Source organism: Actinomadura roseirufa, from assembly GCF_900659635.1.
Taxonomy (GTDB): Bacteria; Actinomycetota; Actinomycetes; order Streptosporangiales; family Streptosporangiaceae; genus Spirillospora; species Spirillospora roseirufa.
In genome coordinates this window covers 18,304-35,136 of sequence record NZ_CAACVB010000008.1, presented here as the reverse complement: position 1 = coordinate 35,136, position 16,833 = coordinate 18,304, and the positions used below count along the sequence as shown (strand labels likewise).

At 74.2% G+C, this 16,833-nt stretch carries 14 protein-coding genes; 5 read left to right on the top strand and 9 right to left on the bottom strand.

Translation table 11 applies throughout. The features are described from left to right. Window positions 1-79 precede the first annotated feature (79 nt). The 3 genes from E1291_RS03325 to E1291_RS03315 are packed head-to-tail and all read right to left on the bottom strand — an operon-like array spanning window position 80 to window position 2,714. Window positions 80-802, bottom strand: coding sequence for a fumarylacetoacetate hydrolase family protein (locus E1291_RS03325; RefSeq protein ID WP_131736034.1), 723 nt, complete (start codon window positions 800-802; stop codon window positions 80-82). Further along, the gene (locus E1291_RS03320) at window positions 799-1,812 is read right to left on the bottom strand and encodes an NAD(P)-dependent oxidoreductase (protein WP_131736033.1); all 1,014 of its coding nucleotides are present in this window, start codon (window positions 1,810-1,812) and stop codon (window positions 799-801) included. Before E1291_RS03320 ends, E1291_RS03325 begins: the two co-directional genes overlap by 4 nt. Window positions 1,813-1,844: 32 nt before the next feature. Beyond that, window positions 1,845-2,714: an alpha/beta fold hydrolase gene (locus tag E1291_RS03315; protein WP_207400524.1), complete on the bottom strand. Its 870-nt coding sequence runs from the start codon at window positions 2,712-2,714 to the stop codon at window positions 1,845-1,847. Window positions 2,715-2,888: 174 nt separating this feature from the next. On the opposite strand from E1291_RS03315, the gene E1291_RS03310 reads away from it, so the two are divergent. The 4 genes from E1291_RS03310 to E1291_RS03295 are packed head-to-tail and all read left to right on the top strand — an operon-like array spanning window position 2,889 to window position 7,753. Next, the gene (locus tag E1291_RS03310) at window positions 2,889-4,160 is read left to right on the top strand and encodes a substrate-binding domain-containing protein (protein ID WP_165494938.1); all 1,272 of its coding nucleotides are present in this window, start codon (window positions 2,889-2,891) and stop codon (window positions 4,158-4,160) included. Window positions 4,161-4,163: 3 nt separating this feature from the next. Further along, window positions 4,164-5,165: an ABC transporter permease gene (locus E1291_RS03305; protein ID WP_131736031.1), complete on the top strand. Its 1,002-nt coding sequence runs from the start codon at window positions 4,164-4,166 to the stop codon at window positions 5,163-5,165. 9 nt (window positions 5,166-5,174) lie between these two features. Beyond that, window positions 5,175-6,761, top strand: coding sequence for a sugar ABC transporter ATP-binding protein (locus E1291_RS03300; RefSeq protein WP_131736030.1), 1,587 nt, complete (start codon window positions 5,175-5,177; stop codon window positions 6,759-6,761). Next, window positions 6,758-7,753, top strand: coding sequence for an ABC transporter permease (locus tag E1291_RS03295; protein WP_131736029.1), 996 nt, complete (start codon window positions 6,758-6,760; stop codon window positions 7,751-7,753). Before E1291_RS03300 ends, E1291_RS03295 begins: the two co-directional genes overlap by 4 nt. 130 nt (window positions 7,754-7,883) lie before the next feature. On the opposite strand, the gene E1291_RS03290 is transcribed toward E1291_RS03295, so the two are convergent. The 6 genes from E1291_RS03290 to E1291_RS03265 form a co-directional block, all read right to left on the bottom strand. Then, window positions 7,884-8,690 (bottom strand): carbon-nitrogen hydrolase family protein, encoded by an 807-nt coding sequence (locus E1291_RS03290; RefSeq protein ID WP_165494937.1) that lies wholly within the window; start codon window positions 8,688-8,690, stop codon window positions 7,884-7,886. A 112-nt stretch (window positions 8,691-8,802) separates the two neighbouring features. Further along, complete coding sequence (locus E1291_RS03285) at window positions 8,803-10,287, bottom strand: class I adenylate-forming enzyme family protein (protein WP_131736027.1); 1,485 nt, start codon at window positions 10,285-10,287, stop codon at window positions 8,803-8,805. Then, window positions 10,284-11,504, bottom strand: a complete 1,221-nt coding sequence (locus tag E1291_RS03280) for a cytochrome P450 family protein (protein WP_131736026.1) — start codon at window positions 11,502-11,504, stop codon at window positions 10,284-10,286. Before E1291_RS03280 ends, E1291_RS03285 begins: the two co-directional genes overlap by 4 nt. Window positions 11,505-11,509: 5 nt before the next feature. Next, window positions 11,510-12,637: an NAD(P)/FAD-dependent oxidoreductase gene (locus E1291_RS03275; protein ID WP_207400523.1), complete on the bottom strand. Its 1,128-nt coding sequence runs from the start codon at window positions 12,635-12,637 to the stop codon at window positions 11,510-11,512. Continuing rightward, window positions 12,634-13,539, bottom strand: a complete 906-nt coding sequence (locus E1291_RS03270) for a cucumopine synthase-related protein (protein ID WP_242613916.1) — start codon at window positions 13,537-13,539, stop codon at window positions 12,634-12,636. The genes E1291_RS03275 and E1291_RS03270 overlap by 4 nt, the downstream gene beginning before the upstream one ends. Window positions 13,540-13,671: 132 nt before the next feature. Then, window positions 13,672-15,150 (bottom strand): alpha/beta hydrolase, encoded by a 1,479-nt coding sequence (locus E1291_RS03265; protein WP_207400521.1) that lies wholly within the window; start codon window positions 15,148-15,150, stop codon window positions 13,672-13,674. Between the two features lie 241 nt (window positions 15,151-15,391). On the opposite strand from E1291_RS03265, the gene E1291_RS03260 reads away from it, so the two are divergent. After that, window positions 15,392-16,507, top strand: a complete 1,116-nt coding sequence (locus tag E1291_RS03260; protein WP_131736023.1) for a WD40/YVTN/BNR-like repeat-containing protein — start codon at window positions 15,392-15,394, stop codon at window positions 16,505-16,507. Window positions 16,508-16,833 lie beyond the last annotated feature (326 nt).

Sequence of the window (16,833 nt, the reverse complement as noted above, 5' to 3'; positions counted from 1 at the left end):
CACAGGACGGGGCGTCTCACCAGGCGAATCGCGTCCACCTGGCGAACCGCCCCGCCCGGAGAACCCACGCCCCGGTGAACTACTCGGCTGGCCGGCCCCGGCCGCCCCGGACGACCGGGTTGCGGAGCGTCATGATGCCGTCCAGGACGGCCGCGACCTCGTCGCCGGGCTTGATCGGCACCGCGCCGGGCGTGCCCGTCGAGATGACGTCCCCCGGTTCGAGCGGCATGACGTGGCTGAGGAAGGCGATCAGCCGCGCCGGGGGGATCAGCATCCCCGCGACGGTGTCCTGTCGCTGGACCGTTCCGTTGAGCACGGTCGAGACGCTGATCCGCGACAGGTCCCCGGTGCGCGCGAGCACGTCGGAGATCGGCATGATCCGCGGGCCGAACGCGAAGAACGTGGCGTAGTTCTTCGTGAACGACAGGTACCGGGGATTCTTGAGCAGCTCCTCCTCGGCGGTCTGGTCGAGGACCGCGCACGCGCCGGAGACATGGTCGAGCGCGTTCCCCTCGGTGACCTCGCGGCACGGCCGTCCGATCACCAGGCCCAGCTCGGCCTCGGCGGTCACCCGCCCGACGCCGTCCGGTACCGCGATCGGTTCGCCGTCCCCGATCCAGGTGTGCTCGGCCTTGAAGAACGAGACCGGCGCGTTCACCGGCAGGGCGGCGTCCAGGTCGCCCGCGTGCGCGCGGTAGTTCAGCCCGATGCCGACCACCTTGCCGGGCCGGTGCGGCAGCCGCGGCCGGGCCCCGCCCTCACCCGGCACGGTGGTCTCCCGCGCGGCGTCCGGCCCGCTCACCGGCGGAAGGCGGGGTGGTCGAGGACCTTGCGGTCGACGAGCGTCCGCGGTGCCCGCCCGTCCGCCACCGCGAGGATCGCCTCGATCGCCGCGGTGCCGGTGCGCCGCGCGAACTCGTCGGTCCACGCGATCGAGTGCGGTGCCAGCAGGACGTTCTCCAGCGCCAGGAGCCGGTCGTCCGGCGCGATCGGCTCCTCCTCGAAGACGTCGAGCGCGGCGCCGGCGATCACCCCGTCCAGCAGGGCGTCGGTGAGCGCCGGCTGGTCCACGACGCCGCCGCGGGCGACGTTGACCAGGAACGCCGTCGGCTTCATCACCGCGAAGCGCCCGGCGTTCAGCAGGTGGCGCGTCTCCGGCGTGAGCGCGCACGAGACGATCACGAAGTCGGAGGCGGCGAGGACCTCGTCCAGGCCCCCGAGCCGCACCCCCGCCGCCTCTGCCGCGGCCTTGTCGGCGTACGGGTCGAAGGCGAACTGGTCCATCTCCAGCGGCGCGGTGAGCCGGGTGATCTCGCGGCCGATGTTGCCCCAGCCGACGAGGCCGAGCGTCCGGCCGGTGACGCCGGAGCCCATGTGGTCGAGCCGGTCGAACCAGCCGCCGGTGCGCACCAGCGCGTCCTTCTGCCGGACGCGGTGGCCCACGGCGAGCATCATCATCAGCGCGGCGACCGCGACCGGCCGCCGCACGCCGTCCGGCGTGATGCTCACCGCGACGCCCGCCGCGGTGCACGCCTCGACGTCGAGCATGTCGTAGCCGACGCCGAACCGCGAGATGATGCGCAGCCGGTCGGCGCCGCGCAGCGACGCCGCGTCGATTCGCGGGGTCAGTGACAGCAGCGCGTCGTACCCGGCGAGGGAGCCGGGCGGCAGGTACGGGCCGTCCGCCGCGATGAACTCCCACTCGACCCCGGGGCGGGCCTCCAGCTCGCCGAGGCCGATGTCGCCCCAGCCGATCTCTCCGTCCGGGTTGAGGAAGTCCCGGGTGACTCCGACGCGGAACCGGTCGTCCATCTTTACTCCTGGTGCTCGTGGACGGGCGGGCGCTAGGCCGTGAACGCGGTCAGGAAGGTCCGCAGCTCGGCGAGCACCTCGTCGGGGCGCTCCTCCGGCAGGAAGTGGCCGCACTCCGGGATCGGCGCGCCGATCACGTTCTCGGCGTACTGGGACCAGATGTCGACCGTCGGCAGCGCCGCGCTGGAGCCGGTCGCGCCCCACAGGACCTGCAGCGGCATGGTCAGCTTGCGCCCGGCCTCGTGGTCGGCGTTGTCGTGCTCGGCGTCGGTGCCCCAGGACTCGCGGTAGTCGTCGAAGGACGCCCGCAGCGCCCCCGGAGCGGAGAACGCCGCGACGTAGCGGGCGACGGTCTCGGGGTCGAACACGGACCGGTTGAAGGTCCACTTCTCGAAGAAGTAGCCGAGGTAGGCGCCGATGTTCGAGCCCGCGAGCAGCTCCGGCAGGTCCCCCTGGAGATGGAACATCCAGTGCCACTGCCGGGCGGCGTAGTCGCGGTCGAGCCGCTCCAGCACCTCGCGGGTCGGGATGATGTCGAGGATCACGACCTGCTCGACCTCGTCCGGCCGGTCGAGGCCCCAGCGGTGCGCGACCCGTCCGCCGCGGTCATGCCCGATCACCGACGCATTCTCGTGGCCGAGGTGCCGCATGAGCGCGGAGACGTCCTCGGCCATCGTCCGCTTGTCGTAGCCGGAGAGCGGCTTGTCGCTGTGCCCGTAGCCGCGCAGGTCCGGCGCCACCACGACGTACTTCTCCGCGAGCGGTTCGATCAGGTGCCGCCACATGTACCCCGTCTGCGGCCAGCCGTGCAGCAGGACAAGCAGCGGACCGTCGGTCCCCGCACGCGTGTAGTGCATGCGTATGCCGTTCACCGCCGCCATGCCGGTGGTCAGTTCGGTCATCGGTCGTTCCTTTCGTGCTCGAGCTTCCGTCAGCATATTGACATGTCGCATGCTACATATCAATACTGCTTGAACTGGGCAAACGACCGTGTCGGACGATCCCGGCACGCGAAGGGCTCCCGTGACCCAGCCAGCCCGAAAACCCGCCGTTCGCCCCTCTGGAGGTGCGGCTTCATGACCTCAACCAGCACGAGCCCCGGCGACCGCTCGAAGCGGCCGTGGCTCTCGCTCGCCGTGTCGGCGCTCCTCATGGCGGCCTTCCTCGGCGCCTGCGACGCGGCCGGCTCGGGGGCCGGCGCCGTCTACACGGCGCTGGCGCCCGGCAAACCGGCCGCGGCCGAGCACACGAAGGCCCTTGACGCGTTGCCGGGCTCCGTCCGGCCGAACTACGACGGTTTCTGGAACTTCGCCCGCCTGGGCCCCAATCCCTACGACAAGTGGAAGCCCGGCAAAGCGCCGTGGAGCTTCTGCTACAGCAGCGCCTACCAGGGCAACCCGTGGCGCGTCGCCGGGCTCGACCAGGCGCAGCGCCTGTTCGGCCAGCTCAAGGCCAAGGGGCTGGCCAAAGGCACGCTGACCTCGGCGGACGCCAACAACAGCACGATGCTCCAGTCCACGCAGATCAGCAACATGGTGCAGCGGAACTGCGACGTGATCCTGGTGATGCAGCCGCCGTCCACCGGGCTGTGTTCGGCGTTCCAGAAGGCGCAGCGCGCGGGGTCCCTGGTCGTCGTCATGCAGACCGGGACCACGTGCACGAACGTCATCCAGTCCGACATCGGGGAGTACGCCGCCGCCGGGACGACCGCGCGCTGGCTCGCGCAGCGGGCCGGGCGCGGCGACACGGTCCTGCTGTGCCGCGGGATCCCCGGGGTCACGGCGGCGGAGACGCGCGAGTCGGCCGCCCGGCGCGCCTTCGAGGCCGCCGGCCTGCGGGTCGACACGATCAACGGGGACTGGACGCCGTCCACCGTCAAGGCGCAGACGCTGCGCTACCTCGCGACCCACCCGGGCAAGGTGGCCGGGGCCTGGGACTCGGGGAACTGCGCGACGCCCATGGGCCAGGCGTTCCAGCAGGCGCACCGGCCCGTGCCGCCGATCGCCGCCTACGACCTGACCGACTCCTGGCTGGCCTTCTCCCGCGACGCCGGTGACCGGCCCTCGACCAGCCTCATCCACGGTCCCCGCAGCTGCGTGTACGAGGCGTTCGTCGTGGCGACGCGGATGCTGTCGGGCCAGAAGCCGCGGGTGAACACGCTGCTCTACCCCATCCCCGTGGCGGACACGAAGGACTTCCCCAAGTACGCGGCGCCCGGCATGACCGTCAACAGCGCCGGGACGGCCGAGCCCACCGACGGGCGGCCCGTCGCCGACGCCTACTACGACGCCCTGTTCACCGGGGGCTCGCCCGCCCCGGCCCTCGACCCGATGACCGGACAGAGGTGACCCATGGCCTCACTCACGACCACGACTGAGCGCCCCGTGTGGGCGAGGCGGGCGTGCAGCCGCCTGGTCGCCCCCGCCGCCCTCGTGCACCTGGCGCCGGCGGGGCTGCTGCTCGTCCTGCTGGCCACCCTGCCCAGCGTGTTCTCGCGCACCGGGCTGCTGTCCCTGCTGCTGCTGGCCTCGATCCTGGGCATCGCGGCGATCGGCCAGACCTGGGCCGTCCTGATCGGCGGGATCGACCTGTCGATCCCGGCCGTGATGGGCATGGCGGACGTGCTGCTCACCACCCGCTACGCCGCCGGGTGGAGCCCCACCGCGACCTTCCTGCTGATCGCCGTGCTGGCCGTCGTCATCGGCGTCGCCAACGGCATCGGCTCCAGCGTCCTCGGCCTGCACCCGCTGATCGTGACGCTGGCCACCGGCGCGATCACGACCGGCGCGGTGCTCCAGGCGACGCACGGCGACACCGGCGGGAAGGTTCCCGGGTTCGTCACCGAGGCGGTGTCGCCCGGCGGCCGGACGGGACCGTTCCCGGTGCCGCTGGCGCTCGTGCTGTGGGTCGTGCTGGCCGCCGTCGTGGTGCTGGTCGAGCGGCGCGGCGTCCTCGGCCGGCACGTCTACGCGCTCGGCACCAACCGCACCGCCGCGTCGCTCGCGCTGGTCAGGCCGATGCGGACGCGCGTCGCGGTGTACACCGTCAGCGCGCTCGGCGCGGCGGTCGCGGGGGTGCTGCTCGGCGGGTTCAGCGGCGGCGCGTCCGCCGACATCGGCGCGCCCTACCTGTTCTCCACCATCACCGCCGTCGTGGTGGGCGGCACGTCGCTGCTCGGCGGCCGGGGCGGCTACCCGCGCACCATCTCCGGCGTGCTCGTCACCATCGAGATGACGATGCTGCTGATCGGGTTCGACCTGGACGCGAGCATGCAGCAGGTGCTGCTGGGGCTGCTGATCCTCGTCCTCGTCGCGCTCTACGGCCGTGACAAGCACATCGCACAGCGGATCTGAGGGAAGCCCATGCCATCGACGAAGGAACGCGCGGCCGGCCCGGAACCACTGGTCTCGGTCTGTGACGTGCGGCATTCCTACGGGAGCACCGTCGCGCTGCGGCACTGCTCGTTCGACATCATGCCCGGTCAGGTCCACGGCCTCATCGGGGAGAACGGCTCCGGCAAGAGCACGCTGGTGAAGGTGCTCAGCGGGGTGGTCGTGCCGTCCGGGGGGAACCTCGCGGTCGCGGGCGAGCCGGCCGTGTTCCACTCGCCCCGCGCCGCGCAGGACCACGGCGTCGTGACGGTCTTCCAGGAGACGCTGATCGCCGACGAGCTGTCGGTGCGCGACAACGTGCGGCTCGGCGGCGACGGCCTCTTCCGGCGCCGCGCCGCCGGCGGCGGGCGGGACGCCGCCGAGGAGGCGTTCGAGGCGCTCGGCCTCGACCCGCGGCTGCTCGACCGGCCCGCCCGCGGCCAGTCGCTGGCCGTCCGGCAGCTCGTGACGATCGCCCGCGCCCTGGTGCGCCCCTGGAAGCTGCTCATCCTGGACGAGTCCACCTCCGCCCTCGACCTGGAGGCGCGCGACCGGCTCTTCCAGCTCATCGACCGGCGGCGATCCGACGGGCGGAGCGTCCTGTTCGTCTCGCACCGGATGGAGGAGCTGGAGCTGCTCTGCGACAGCGCGACCGTCCTGCGGCTCGGCGAGAGCGTCGCGACGCTCGCCAAGAAGGAGGCGACGACGGCGCGGCTGCTGCGGCTGATGAGCCCGCGGACCGGGACGGCCGGACCGGCCGACCCGGCACCGGGCAAGGCTCGGGACACCGGCGCGACCACCGGGGACGTGCGGCTGCGCTGCCGGGACGTGCGGGTGACCGCCCGGTCCGAGCCCGTCGCGCTGGAGGTGCGGGACGGGGAGATCTTCGGTGTGGCGGGGCTGGAGGGGCACGGCGGCGGCGAGTTCCTGCGGGTGCTCGCCGGGCTGCGCGACAGCCCCACCGGCGAGGTGAGCGTGCGGACCGGCGACGGCTGGGCGCGCGTGCGCGGCTACCGGCGCGCCGTCGGCGACGGCGTCGTCTTCGTGCCCGGCAACCGGCAGGCGGAGGGGCTGTTCGCCTCCCTGCCCGTGGTCGACAACCTCGTCCTGGCGGTGCTGCCCCGCATCGCGCGGTTCGGGCTGTACTCCCGGCGCCGGGCACGGGAGATCACCGCCGAGTTCGGCCGCCGGCTGCGGGTCACCGCCGCCGACCCCGACGGCCCGGTGGAGCGGCTGAGCGGCGGCAACCAGCAGAAGGTCCTGGTCGGCCGGTGGCTCGCCCTGGAACCGAAGGTCCTGGTCATGCACGACCCCACCCGGGGCGTCGACCAGAACACCAAGGTGGAGATGTACGCGCTGCTGCGCGGGCTCGCCGCCGAGGGGGTCGCGATCGTCCTGCTCTCGACCGAGATCGATGAGCTGGTGGCGGTGTGCGACCGGGTGGCGGTCTTCCGGGACCGGTCGGTGTTCGCCGTCCTCGGCGGCGACCGGCTCGGCCACGACGCCGTCCTGCACGCGATGTTCGGCCAGCCGGACGGACACGCGGGACGGCACGAGGGAAAGGAGGCGGCGCGATGACCGCGTCGACCGTGGAACCGGCGGCGGCGCGCACCCGCGCCCCGGCGCGCACCGTTCCGTACTTCGTGCCCGCCGTCGTGCTGGCGGCCGGGCTCGTCGCGCTGACGGCCGTGGTGAACCCCGGCTTCCTCGCCCAGGGCGGCTGGCAGCTCGCCGCCGCGAGCGCGCTGCCGCTCGTCCTGCTGGCGATGGCGGAGGCGCCCGTCGTCATGTCCGGCGGCGGCGGGATCGACCTGTCGGTCGGGCCCGCCGCCGGGCTGATCTCCGTGCTGATCGGCGGCATCGTCGTGCCGCGCGGGGTCGAGAGCGTCCCGCTGCTGGTCGCGATCGCGGTCGGCGCGGGAGCGCTGGCGGGCGCCGTCAACGGCGCGCTGGTGACGGGCCTGCGGGTGCCGCCGATCATCGCGACGCTCGGGACGTACCTGGTGTACACGGGCCTGGCCACCCGGCTGATGCCGACGCCGGGCGGCGCGGTGCCGCCCGCGCTCGCCGACCTGGCGAGCGGGTCCGCGGCGGGCACCGCCGGCGTGCTCCTCGTCCTCGTGCTGTTCGCGGTGGCGTGGCAGGCGGTCCTGCGCACCGCCTTCGCCCGCAACCTGCGCGCCTCGGGCAGCAACGACCGGGCGGCCTACACCGCGGGCGTCCCGGTCGCGTGGACGCGCTTCACCGCCTACGTGATCGGCGGCGCCATCACCGGTGTCGCCGGGCTGCTCATCGCGGCGGTTCTCGGCGGCGCCGACGCGACGGTGGGGCCGTCCTACACGCTGGTCGCCATCGCGGGCGTGGCGCTCGGCGGGGTCAGCCTCTCCGGCGGACGCGGTGGCCTGCTCGGTGCCGCCGCCGGAGGCGCCTCGCTGTTCCTGATCCAGAACCTGCTGAGCTTCCTGCAGGTGTCGTCGTTCGTACTCCAGATCGCCTACGGCGTCGTCCTGCTGGTGGCGATCGTGGCGAACGGAGCCTGGGACCACCGCCGCGCCCGGGAAGCCGCCTGACCAGAAAGAACAACACAAACGGCAACGGCCCGGGACGGATGTCCCGGGCCGTTGCCGTGCAGTTCGAGGCCCTTTCTCAGGGTGGCCGGCCGTCACGCGAGCGCGCAGTGAATACAGCCGGTTCCGCGATTTACAACGCGTACGTTTCGGGGCGGCGGTCGGCGAACGGGCGGACGACGAAGGTGTCCTCCTCGAACACGATGCTCTTGTCGCGTGCCCGCTCGACGTCGATGTCGGCGACCAGGAGGTCCTCGCCGTCCTCGCCCGCCGTCACGAGCACTCTGCCCGAGGGGTCGACGATGCGGCTGAGCCCGACGAAGTCCGCGTCCCCCTCGCGGTCGGGACGGTTGGCGGCGAGCAGGTAGACCAGGTTCTCCGCCGCCCGGACCGCCGTGAACTGCTCGGCGAGGTTGCGGGACTGGACGGGCCAGTTGGTGGGCACGGCGATGACGTCCGCTCCGGCGAGCGCGAGGGTCCGCGCCACCTCCGGGAAGCGGACCTCGTAGCAGATCTCGATGCCGACGGCGCCGAACGGCGTCTCGAACACCGAGGGGCCGCCGGGCTCGGGCTCGTCGGTGAAGCGGTCCGCGCCGAGGTGCGGCAGGTGCCGCTTGCGGTGCCGTCCGGCGACGCCGTCCGGGCCGATGAGCAGGGCCGTGTTGTAGAGCATCCCGCCGTCGCGCTCCAGCAGCCCGGCGACCGCGTGGACGCCGAGCTCCGCGCACAGCGCGGTGAGCGCCGCGACCTCCGGGCCGTCCGCGCGCAGCGCCGCCGCCTCGGCCTCCTCCCGGCTGCCGAGCATGTAGCCGGTGAGGGCGCATTCGGGGAACACGACCAGCGCGGCCCCCGCGGCGGCGGCCTGCCGGATCTTGGACTCGACGCGCACGAGGTTCGCGGCGGGACGCGCCGCCTGCGCGCCGATCTGGGCAACGGCCATCCGAGTCATCGTCGAGGTTCCTCCACCCGCTCGCCATGATGCCGCGGCGCGCGGACGTCTTCTCGCGCGCGCCGCACTCTACCCGGATGATCGCATGTAACATGCTACATGGTCAAGGGTGGGTGAATCGCGAGGTCAGGGCGGGTTTGTTCGGTTTGCCGGACGGGCCGCACGGGATCTCGTCGACGAGGTGGAGGCGGCGGGGCTCATGGTCGTGGCCGAGGGAGGCACGGACGAGCCCGCGCAGCTCGTCCAGGTCGGGCCGCTGTCCCTCGCGGGCGACGACGGCGCCCTCCAGCACCGGCCCGGCGGGACCGGGGACGGCGAACACCGCCGCGCCCATCACGGCCGGATGCCCGGTGAGGACGTCCTCGATCGGGCGGGAGTGGAGGCCCTCCGGAAGGCCCTCCTCCGTCCGGCCGAGCAGGAACAGGTATCCGGACGAATCCAGGTGACCGAGGTCGCCGGTGCGCACCCAGCCGTCGCCGGTGACGGGGGCGGTGCCGATCGCGGCGTCCACGTAGCCGCGCATCCGCTGGTCGGTGCGGACCCAGATCTCGCCGACCGCCTCGCTCGGCAGGTCCGCGCCGTCCTTGCCGCGGATCCGCAGCTCGACGCCCGGGACGGCCCGGCCGACGGAGGCGAGCAGGTCCGGGCGCGCGTGGTCGCGCGGGCCGAGGGAGGTCAGCAGGCCGCCCTCGGAGGTCCCGTACGTCTGCATCAGCACCGCGCCCAGCCGCCGCGCCGCCCGCGCGCCGCGCGACGGGACGGGACCGGCGCCACCGTAGATCACCAGCCGCAGGTCCGGCGGGTCGGCGGGCCGCGTCTCCAGATGGTCGGCGAGCTCGTACAGCTCGGCCGGGCAGCCCGCCATCAGGTGCGTGACGTTCTCCCGCTCGGCGACGTCGGCCAGCCGTTCCGGCCGCCCGTCCGGTTCGAGGATCGCGGTGCCGCCGCTCGCGAGCGCCCACAGGACGAAGACGTCCGGGAGGTAGCGGGGGAGGGGGATCACCAGGAGCCGCCAGCGCTCGCGCCCGAACACCGCCCGCGCCACCCTGTACTGCGCCGCCTCGGCGCGGTGCTCGTAGGCGACGGCCTTGCGCTCGCCCGTCGAACCGCTGCTGAAGGTGACCCAGGCGATCTCGGGGGAGTCGCCGAGGTCCGGCGCGGTCACCACGCCCTCCCGCGGGGGCCCGAAGAGGTCCGCGTCCAGACCCCGGACGATCGGGACGGGGCACGCCTCCAGCAGCGCGGCCACCTCGTCCCCCCGGGACGGCTCGTACAGCAGCGCCGACGTCCGCAGAGTCCGCATGACCTGGCCCGCCACCGTGACGGGCACGCCGCGCAGCACGTGGACGTACCGTAACCCGAGCGCGAGCGCCACCACCCGGCCGATGGGCGACTCCAGCTCGGATCCGTACAGGCAGGCGACCGTGTCGCCGGGCCGGACGCCCGCCGCCGTGAGCCGGGCGGTCGCCGTCGCCACCATCGCCAGCACCTCCTCGCCCGTCAGCCGCCGGTCTCCGCGGACCAGCACCTCGCGCGACCCGGCCTCGCGGAGCCCGGCGACGACGGCCGCGCCGAGCCCGGCGCTCATCGGACCCTCCGGCCGAGCCGGACGGGGAGGGTCCGGGTGCTGAGGGCGACGACGGTGTTCAGGTTCCGTAAATCCTCCGGCGGCGCGGCGAGCGCCATGTCGGGGAACGCCGTGAACAGCGCGTCCAGCGCCACTTCCCCTTGCAGGCGGCCCAGGGGCGCGCCCAGGCAGAAATGGCGGCCCAGGCCGAAGGACAGGTGCGTCTCCGTCTCGGCGGCGACGTCGAACCGGGCGGCTCGGTCGCCGTACCGGCCCGGGTCGCGTCCGGCCGAGGCGTGGCAGCCGAGGACCGCTTCCCCTTTGCGGATCAGCACACCGTCGATGCGCACGTCCCGGACGGCGTAGCGCATGGGGAAGTGGCGGATCGGCGACTCCAGGCGGAGGGCCTCCTCGACGGCGGCGCTCCACGGCCGCGCACCGGACCGGATCAGGTCGAGCTGACCGGGCACGGTCAGGAGCAGGCGGGTGGCGTTGGTGATGAGGTTGACCGTGGTGACGTGCCCGGCGACGAACACCTCCTCGACGGTGTCGAGCACCTCCCGGGTCGTGAGCGCCTCGCCCTCCTGGCCGACCAGCACGCTGATCAGGTCGTCGGCGGGGGCGCGACGGCGCTCGGCGACGACCTCGCCGAGCAGGTCGTCCTGCGCGGCGCGGGCACGGGCGACCGTGGCGTCGTCGTCGCGGGTCGTGGTGTTGACGCGGTCCAGCTCGTACAGCTCGTCCCGCCGCTCGGGCGGGATCCCCAGGAGGTCGGAGATGACCTCGAAGGGCAGCGGGTGGGCGAACTCCGCGCGCAGGTCGACCGGGTCGTCCGGGCCGGCGGGGATGGAGGCCAGCCGGCCGACCAGCCGCGCGGTGATCTCCTCGACCCGCGGGCGCAGGACGCCCACCCGGCGGGGCGAGAAGACCCGGGTCAGCGGGCCGCGCAGCCGCCGGTGCTCGTCCCCCTCGGCGTTGAGCATCGTGGAGACCGCGACGATCCGGGCGAGCGACCCGTCCGGCCGCAGGCACCGGCGGCCCTCCAGCGCCCAGTGCCGGATGTCACGGGACAGATCCGGATGGGTGAGGACGGTCTCCAGCGTCGCGTACCGGGTGACCGCCCAGGCGCGCACGCCCTCCACCTCCACCGGCACGATGGGCCCGGCCTCCCGCAGCCGCGCGCTCTCGGCGTGCACGTCCACGGGGGCGGGCTCCAGGACGAAACGTGCGGGTTCCACGCACCTCACACCCTTTCCGGTCCGGCGGCCAGGCGCCGGGCGTCGACCTCCGGCTCCCGGCCGAAGTACAGGTCGCGTACCAGCTCACCCGCCGCGGGGGCGGTGCACAAGCCGTGCCCGGAGAACCCGGCGGCGTACAGGAACGGCGTCGCGCCGGGCAGCCGGCCGATGAACGCCGTCCGGTCGGGGCTGGCGTCGCGGACGCCGGTGAAGGCCGTCCGCAGCTCCACCCCCGCCAGCGCCGGGTACGTGGCGTCGAGCCGCTCGCGCACCCGCGCCCGCCAGCCGTCCCGCTCGGGGCCCGGATAGCCCATGCCGACGAGCAGCCCGTTCCCGCGCTTGCGGACGAGCAGGCCGCTCGCCGCCACGAGCGTCATCGGGATGCCGGGCACGACGACGCCGGGCGGCGGGTCGCCGGTGGTCAGCAGCTCCTGCTCGACCGGCTCGGTGAACGGCAGGTCCACCCCGGCCGAGCGGGCGAGCGGCGCCGACCAGGCTCCGGCGGCGCAGATGACGGCGCCCGCCCGCACCGGGCCCGCCGGGGTGTCCAGCCGCCCGGCGGTCGTGTCGACCGCGGTGACGGGACGCCCGGTCAGCAGCCGCGCGCCCGCCCGCCGGGCCGCCGCCGCGAAGCCGCCGACGATCGCGGCGGTGTCCGACACGTACGCGTCCGGCGACCACGCCGCGGCCAGCACGTCCAGGCCGCCGAGCAGCGGGTTGCGCCGCCGGGCCTCGGCCGCGCCGACCAGCGCGACGTCCACCCCGGCGGCGCGCTGGGCGGGCAGGTCGGCCTCGAACGCCGCGATCTGCTCGCGGGTGGTGTACACGACGAGGTAGCCGACCCGCCGCAGCGGCAGCGCCACCCCGGTCCGCGCCTCGAAGGACCGGTACACCGCGAGGCTCCGCACGGCCATCGCCGAGCTGACGGGGTTGCCGGGGAAGAACGTCCGCACCATGTCCGCGGTGGCCCGGGACGCGCCGGAGCCCAGCTCGTCCCGTTCCAGCAGGACGGTGCCGACGCCCGCCTCGGCGAGGTGGCAGGCGACCGACAGCCCGATGACCCCGCCGCCGATCACGGCCGCGTCGGCGCTGGTCAGCGCCGTCCCCTTCGGTCCGGTGCCCGCTCTGGTCACTGGGCCGCCTCGGGCTGGCGGAGATGGTCGCCGACCTGCCAGGGGAACAGGTGCAGGTTCCATCCGCCCAGGCAGTTGAGGTACAGCGCCATGTGGGCCATGAGCGCGACGAAGTCGTCCCGGACGTCCAGGTGCTCCAGCCGGTCGAGGACCCGCTCGGTGAACGCGCCCAGCCGTTCCAGGCCGCAGTAGGCGAGGAACTCCGCCGGGACGCCGACGACCGTCCGCGCCATGTGCCGCAGGGACTCCATCGGCATGCCCTCGTGCGCGGCCCGCACCAGGCCGCTGTAGGAGTTGTAGCCGAGCGGTCTCGTCTCGCCGTTGACGAACAGCAGCGTCGTCAGGACCGTGCCGTAGCTGCCCGCGCCGGACCTGATGCGCCCGTCGTGCAGGTCGACGAGCTCCTCCGGCGGCTCCAGCCAGATCCGCGCGGTCTCGGCGTACACGTCCTCGACGAGGGCGTTGGTCGCGGGGTCGGCGGCGGTGAGCCGCGGCAGGCGGTGCCCGCTCGTCTCGCCCGCGCGGCGCACCTCGACGACCAGCGGCTTCTTGGAGGTGTAGACCGACTCCCACACCGCGCGCCCGGCGTCGGTGAGCGCGTCGATGTCCGCGTCGGCGACCTGGCCGATGGGCGTCGCGGTCATGGGCTCGGTCAGCGGGCCGTACTTCAGCCCGAGGTGCTGGAGGCGGGAGGCGAACACGGTGCCGTCCGGGACCGTCCGGCGGTCGACCCGGTACGCGGCGGGCAGGTGCAGGATGTCGTGAATCGGGGCGACGTGGTAGAGGTGGTGCCCTGCCACCAGAGCGTGGCCCTGGAGACTCCGGTACGGCAGGGCGTCCCAGACCGCCTGCGCCAGGACGGCGTTACGGTCGTCGAGGTCGGCGGTTACGGTAACGCCCACTCCAGGCCAGGCGATCTCAATGCGCTTCTGGTTGCTCACAGTGCGTAGCAATACCCTGTGACCTGCGCAAAGATGCGGGCGGCGGGGCCTTGGGCGGGGCAGCTCATGCTGGCTGCGGCGGTGACCTCGCCCTTACCCGCGGACCGTCCCCAACGGTGAATTCGGATCGATCAGATACCGGATCTCCTGGCCCCGCACGGCCTCGTCGTTGAGGTAGGCGGTGTGCCCGGTGCCGCGCCAGGACAGCAGCCGCGAGCCCTGGATCTGCCGGGCCAGCCCGACGCCCCACGGGTACGGCGTGGCCGGGTCGTTCTCACCGCTGACGACCAGCAGCGGCGGCGCGCCGCGCACCGGCGTCGGCCCCCACGGGTTCGCGGCGCGGACGGGCCAGCCGATGCATCCGGCCTGCACGTCCCAGCCCTCGACGTAGCCGCCGGTGGTCGGCGCGACCCGGTTCGCCTCCCGCTCGCGGGCGGCGAGGTCGGCGGGACCGCGGACGTCGGACGGGAAGTCGTGGCAGGTGATGGCCCGGTAGGCGGGCGAGCTGTCCACCGGCTCGGCGAAGCCCGCCGCGTCGGGGACCGCCGCGGTCGCGCCGGCCAGCGCCCCGGCCAGCCGCACCCGTGTCTGGGCGGGCACCGTGAGCAGGGAGTAGACGCCGTAGCCGATCTGCTCGGCGGTGACGCCCTCCGGATGTCCCTTCGCCGGGACCGGATGCCGGCGCGCGCGGGCCAGCAGCGCGCGGTACTCGGCCCGCACGTCCCGCCCGTGCATCGCGCAGGCCCGGTCGGCGTCGCACCAGCGGGCGAACCGGGCGAACGCCTCCTCGGTGGCCGCGGCCTCGTCGGCGACCATGCGCCGGGGCCGGAGGGAGTGGTCCACCGCGCCGTCCAGGACCGCGGCCCTCACCCGGTGCGGGTACAGCTCGGCGTAGGTGGCGCCGAGCAGGGTGCCGTACGACAGTCCCAGCCAGTTCAGCTTCCCGCCGCCGAGCGCGACCCGGACGGCCTCGACGTCGCGCGCCGCGCTGACGGTGTCGACGTGGTCGATCAGCGGGCCGGTCGCGCGGCGGCACCCCGCGCCGACCTCGCGGTTATAGGAGACGAGCCGCCGGTACTGCGCCGCGGTCCGCGGGAACTGCCCGATCCGCGGGTCGAGCGTGGGCTTCTCGCAGGCGATCGCGGGGACGCTCGCGCCGACGCCGCGCGGATCGAGGCCGATGACGTCGAACCGGTTCCGCAACTCCTCGGGGAAGACACCGGGGACGTCCCGCACGATCGCCATCGCCTTCCCGCCGGGGCCGCCGGGGTTGAAGAACACCGCGCCGATCCGGCGGGACGGGGCGGCGGCCCGGAGCCGGCTCACCGCCAGCGTGATCCGCCGTCCGCGCGGGCGGCTCCAGTCGAGCGGTACCCGGACCGACCCGCACTCGGCCCCGTGCTCCCCGCACGGCCGCCACGCCGGTGGATCGATCCGGACGGCCGCGACCGGATCGTCCCCGGCGGCTCCCGTTCTCGCCGCGCTTCCCGTCTCCGCCCCTGCCCCCGCGGTGACCGCGAGCGGTGCCGCTCCCATGGTCCCCGCCAGGGCCACCGCCAGTATCCGGTGCATGATCCTCCCTCGATCCGTGCGGCGTTGTCCGTGCAGTGTTGTTCCGCGTACTGCGCATCATGGGACGACGCGGGCGGCATCGCATCGCCCCGGAGGATGACCGACGGCCACCTTGGTCAAACCCGGGTCGTACACGCCGCGCGGCGGGGGGAGGCGGGCCGGGGTCCGCTGACGGAGGGCCACCGGTCGTCCGGGTTTTGGGGGCTGGACGTGGTGATCTTCGTTCGTTAGCTTGCGGGGCATGACAGCGATGCTCGCAATGGTGCGGAAAGTGTCGTTCGCCGGAATCTGCGGCGCGGTGGTCACGGCGTCCCTGATGGCGCCGGGCACCGCGAGCGCGCAGGCCCCGGAACGGGCCCCGGCGGCCCGGCCCGCGTGGCGGCTCACGCCCACCGGGTCCGACGCGCGGCTGCGCGGGCTCGCCGCCGTCGGCCGGACGGTCGCCTGGGCCGCGGGCAGCGGCGGGACCGTCCTGCGGACGACCGACGCGGGGCGGAACTGGCAGAAGGTCGGGCCGCCCGACGCGGCGGGCCTGGAACTGCGCGACATCGAGGCGTTCGACGCGAAGCGCGCCGTGGTGCTGGCCATCGGCGAGGGCGAGGCGTCCCGCGTCTACCGGACCTCCGACGGCGGCCGCACCTGGACGCTCGGCTTCAAGAACACCGAGCCCAAGGCGTTCTACGACTGCGTGACGTTCTTCGACTCCCGCCGCGGGCTCGCCGTCAGCGACCCGGTGGACGGGCGCTTCCGGCTCATCGCCACCGCCGACGGCGGGCGGAGCTGGCGGGTGCTGCCCGGCGCGGGGATGCCCGCGGCGCTGGAGGGCGAGTCCGCGTTCGCGGCCAGCGGGCAGTGCCTGGTGAGCCACGGGTCGCGGGACGTGTGGCTCGCGACCGGCGGCGGGTCGCGAGCACGCGTGTTCCACTCGCGCGACCGCGGCCGCACCTGGACCGTCGCGGACACGCCGCTGCCCAGCGGCTCGTCCCAGGGCGTGTTCGGGGTGGCGTTCCGCGACTCCCGGCACGGCATCGCGGTCGGCGGTGACTACCGGCCGGGCCAGCCGTCCCCGACGGCCGCCGCGACGACCAGCGACGGCGGCCGGACGTGGCGCGCCGCGCCCCGTCCGCCCGCCGAGTACCGCTCCGGGGTCGTATGGCCGGTGTACGCGGGCCCGGTGGCGCTCGCGGTGGGCCCGACGGGCAGCGACGCCACCCTCGACGGCGGCCGGTCGTGGACCCGGTTCGACACCGGAAGCTTCGACACCGTCGACTGCGCGGACGACGGCGGCTGCTGGGCCGCGGGCGAGAAGGGCCGCGTTGCTGTGTTGATTGCAACCCCGGCCCACTTCGCTCGCTAGCGCTCGCTTCGTGACCGGTGTTCATTGCAACCCCGGCCCACTTCGCTCGCTTGCGCTCGCTTCGTGACCGGGCTTGTGCGAGCGCGAATCGCTTCGCGATCTTCCCGGCGGGGCTCGCCTTCGGCATTGCCCCGCCGGTCAGGTCGCGCGCTCGCGTGATCGCTGAGGCCGTTGTGAGATGGGCACTGGACCGTATTGCGCGGTTGGGCGGGTGCTCGCCTCCGGCTTCGCCCCCGCCGGTCAGGTCGCGCGCTCGCGTGACAGGTTGGGGCGTTGTTGAGGCTGCCGTGCCCGGCCTTGGGGGGTTCGGCCGGGCACGGGGGGCC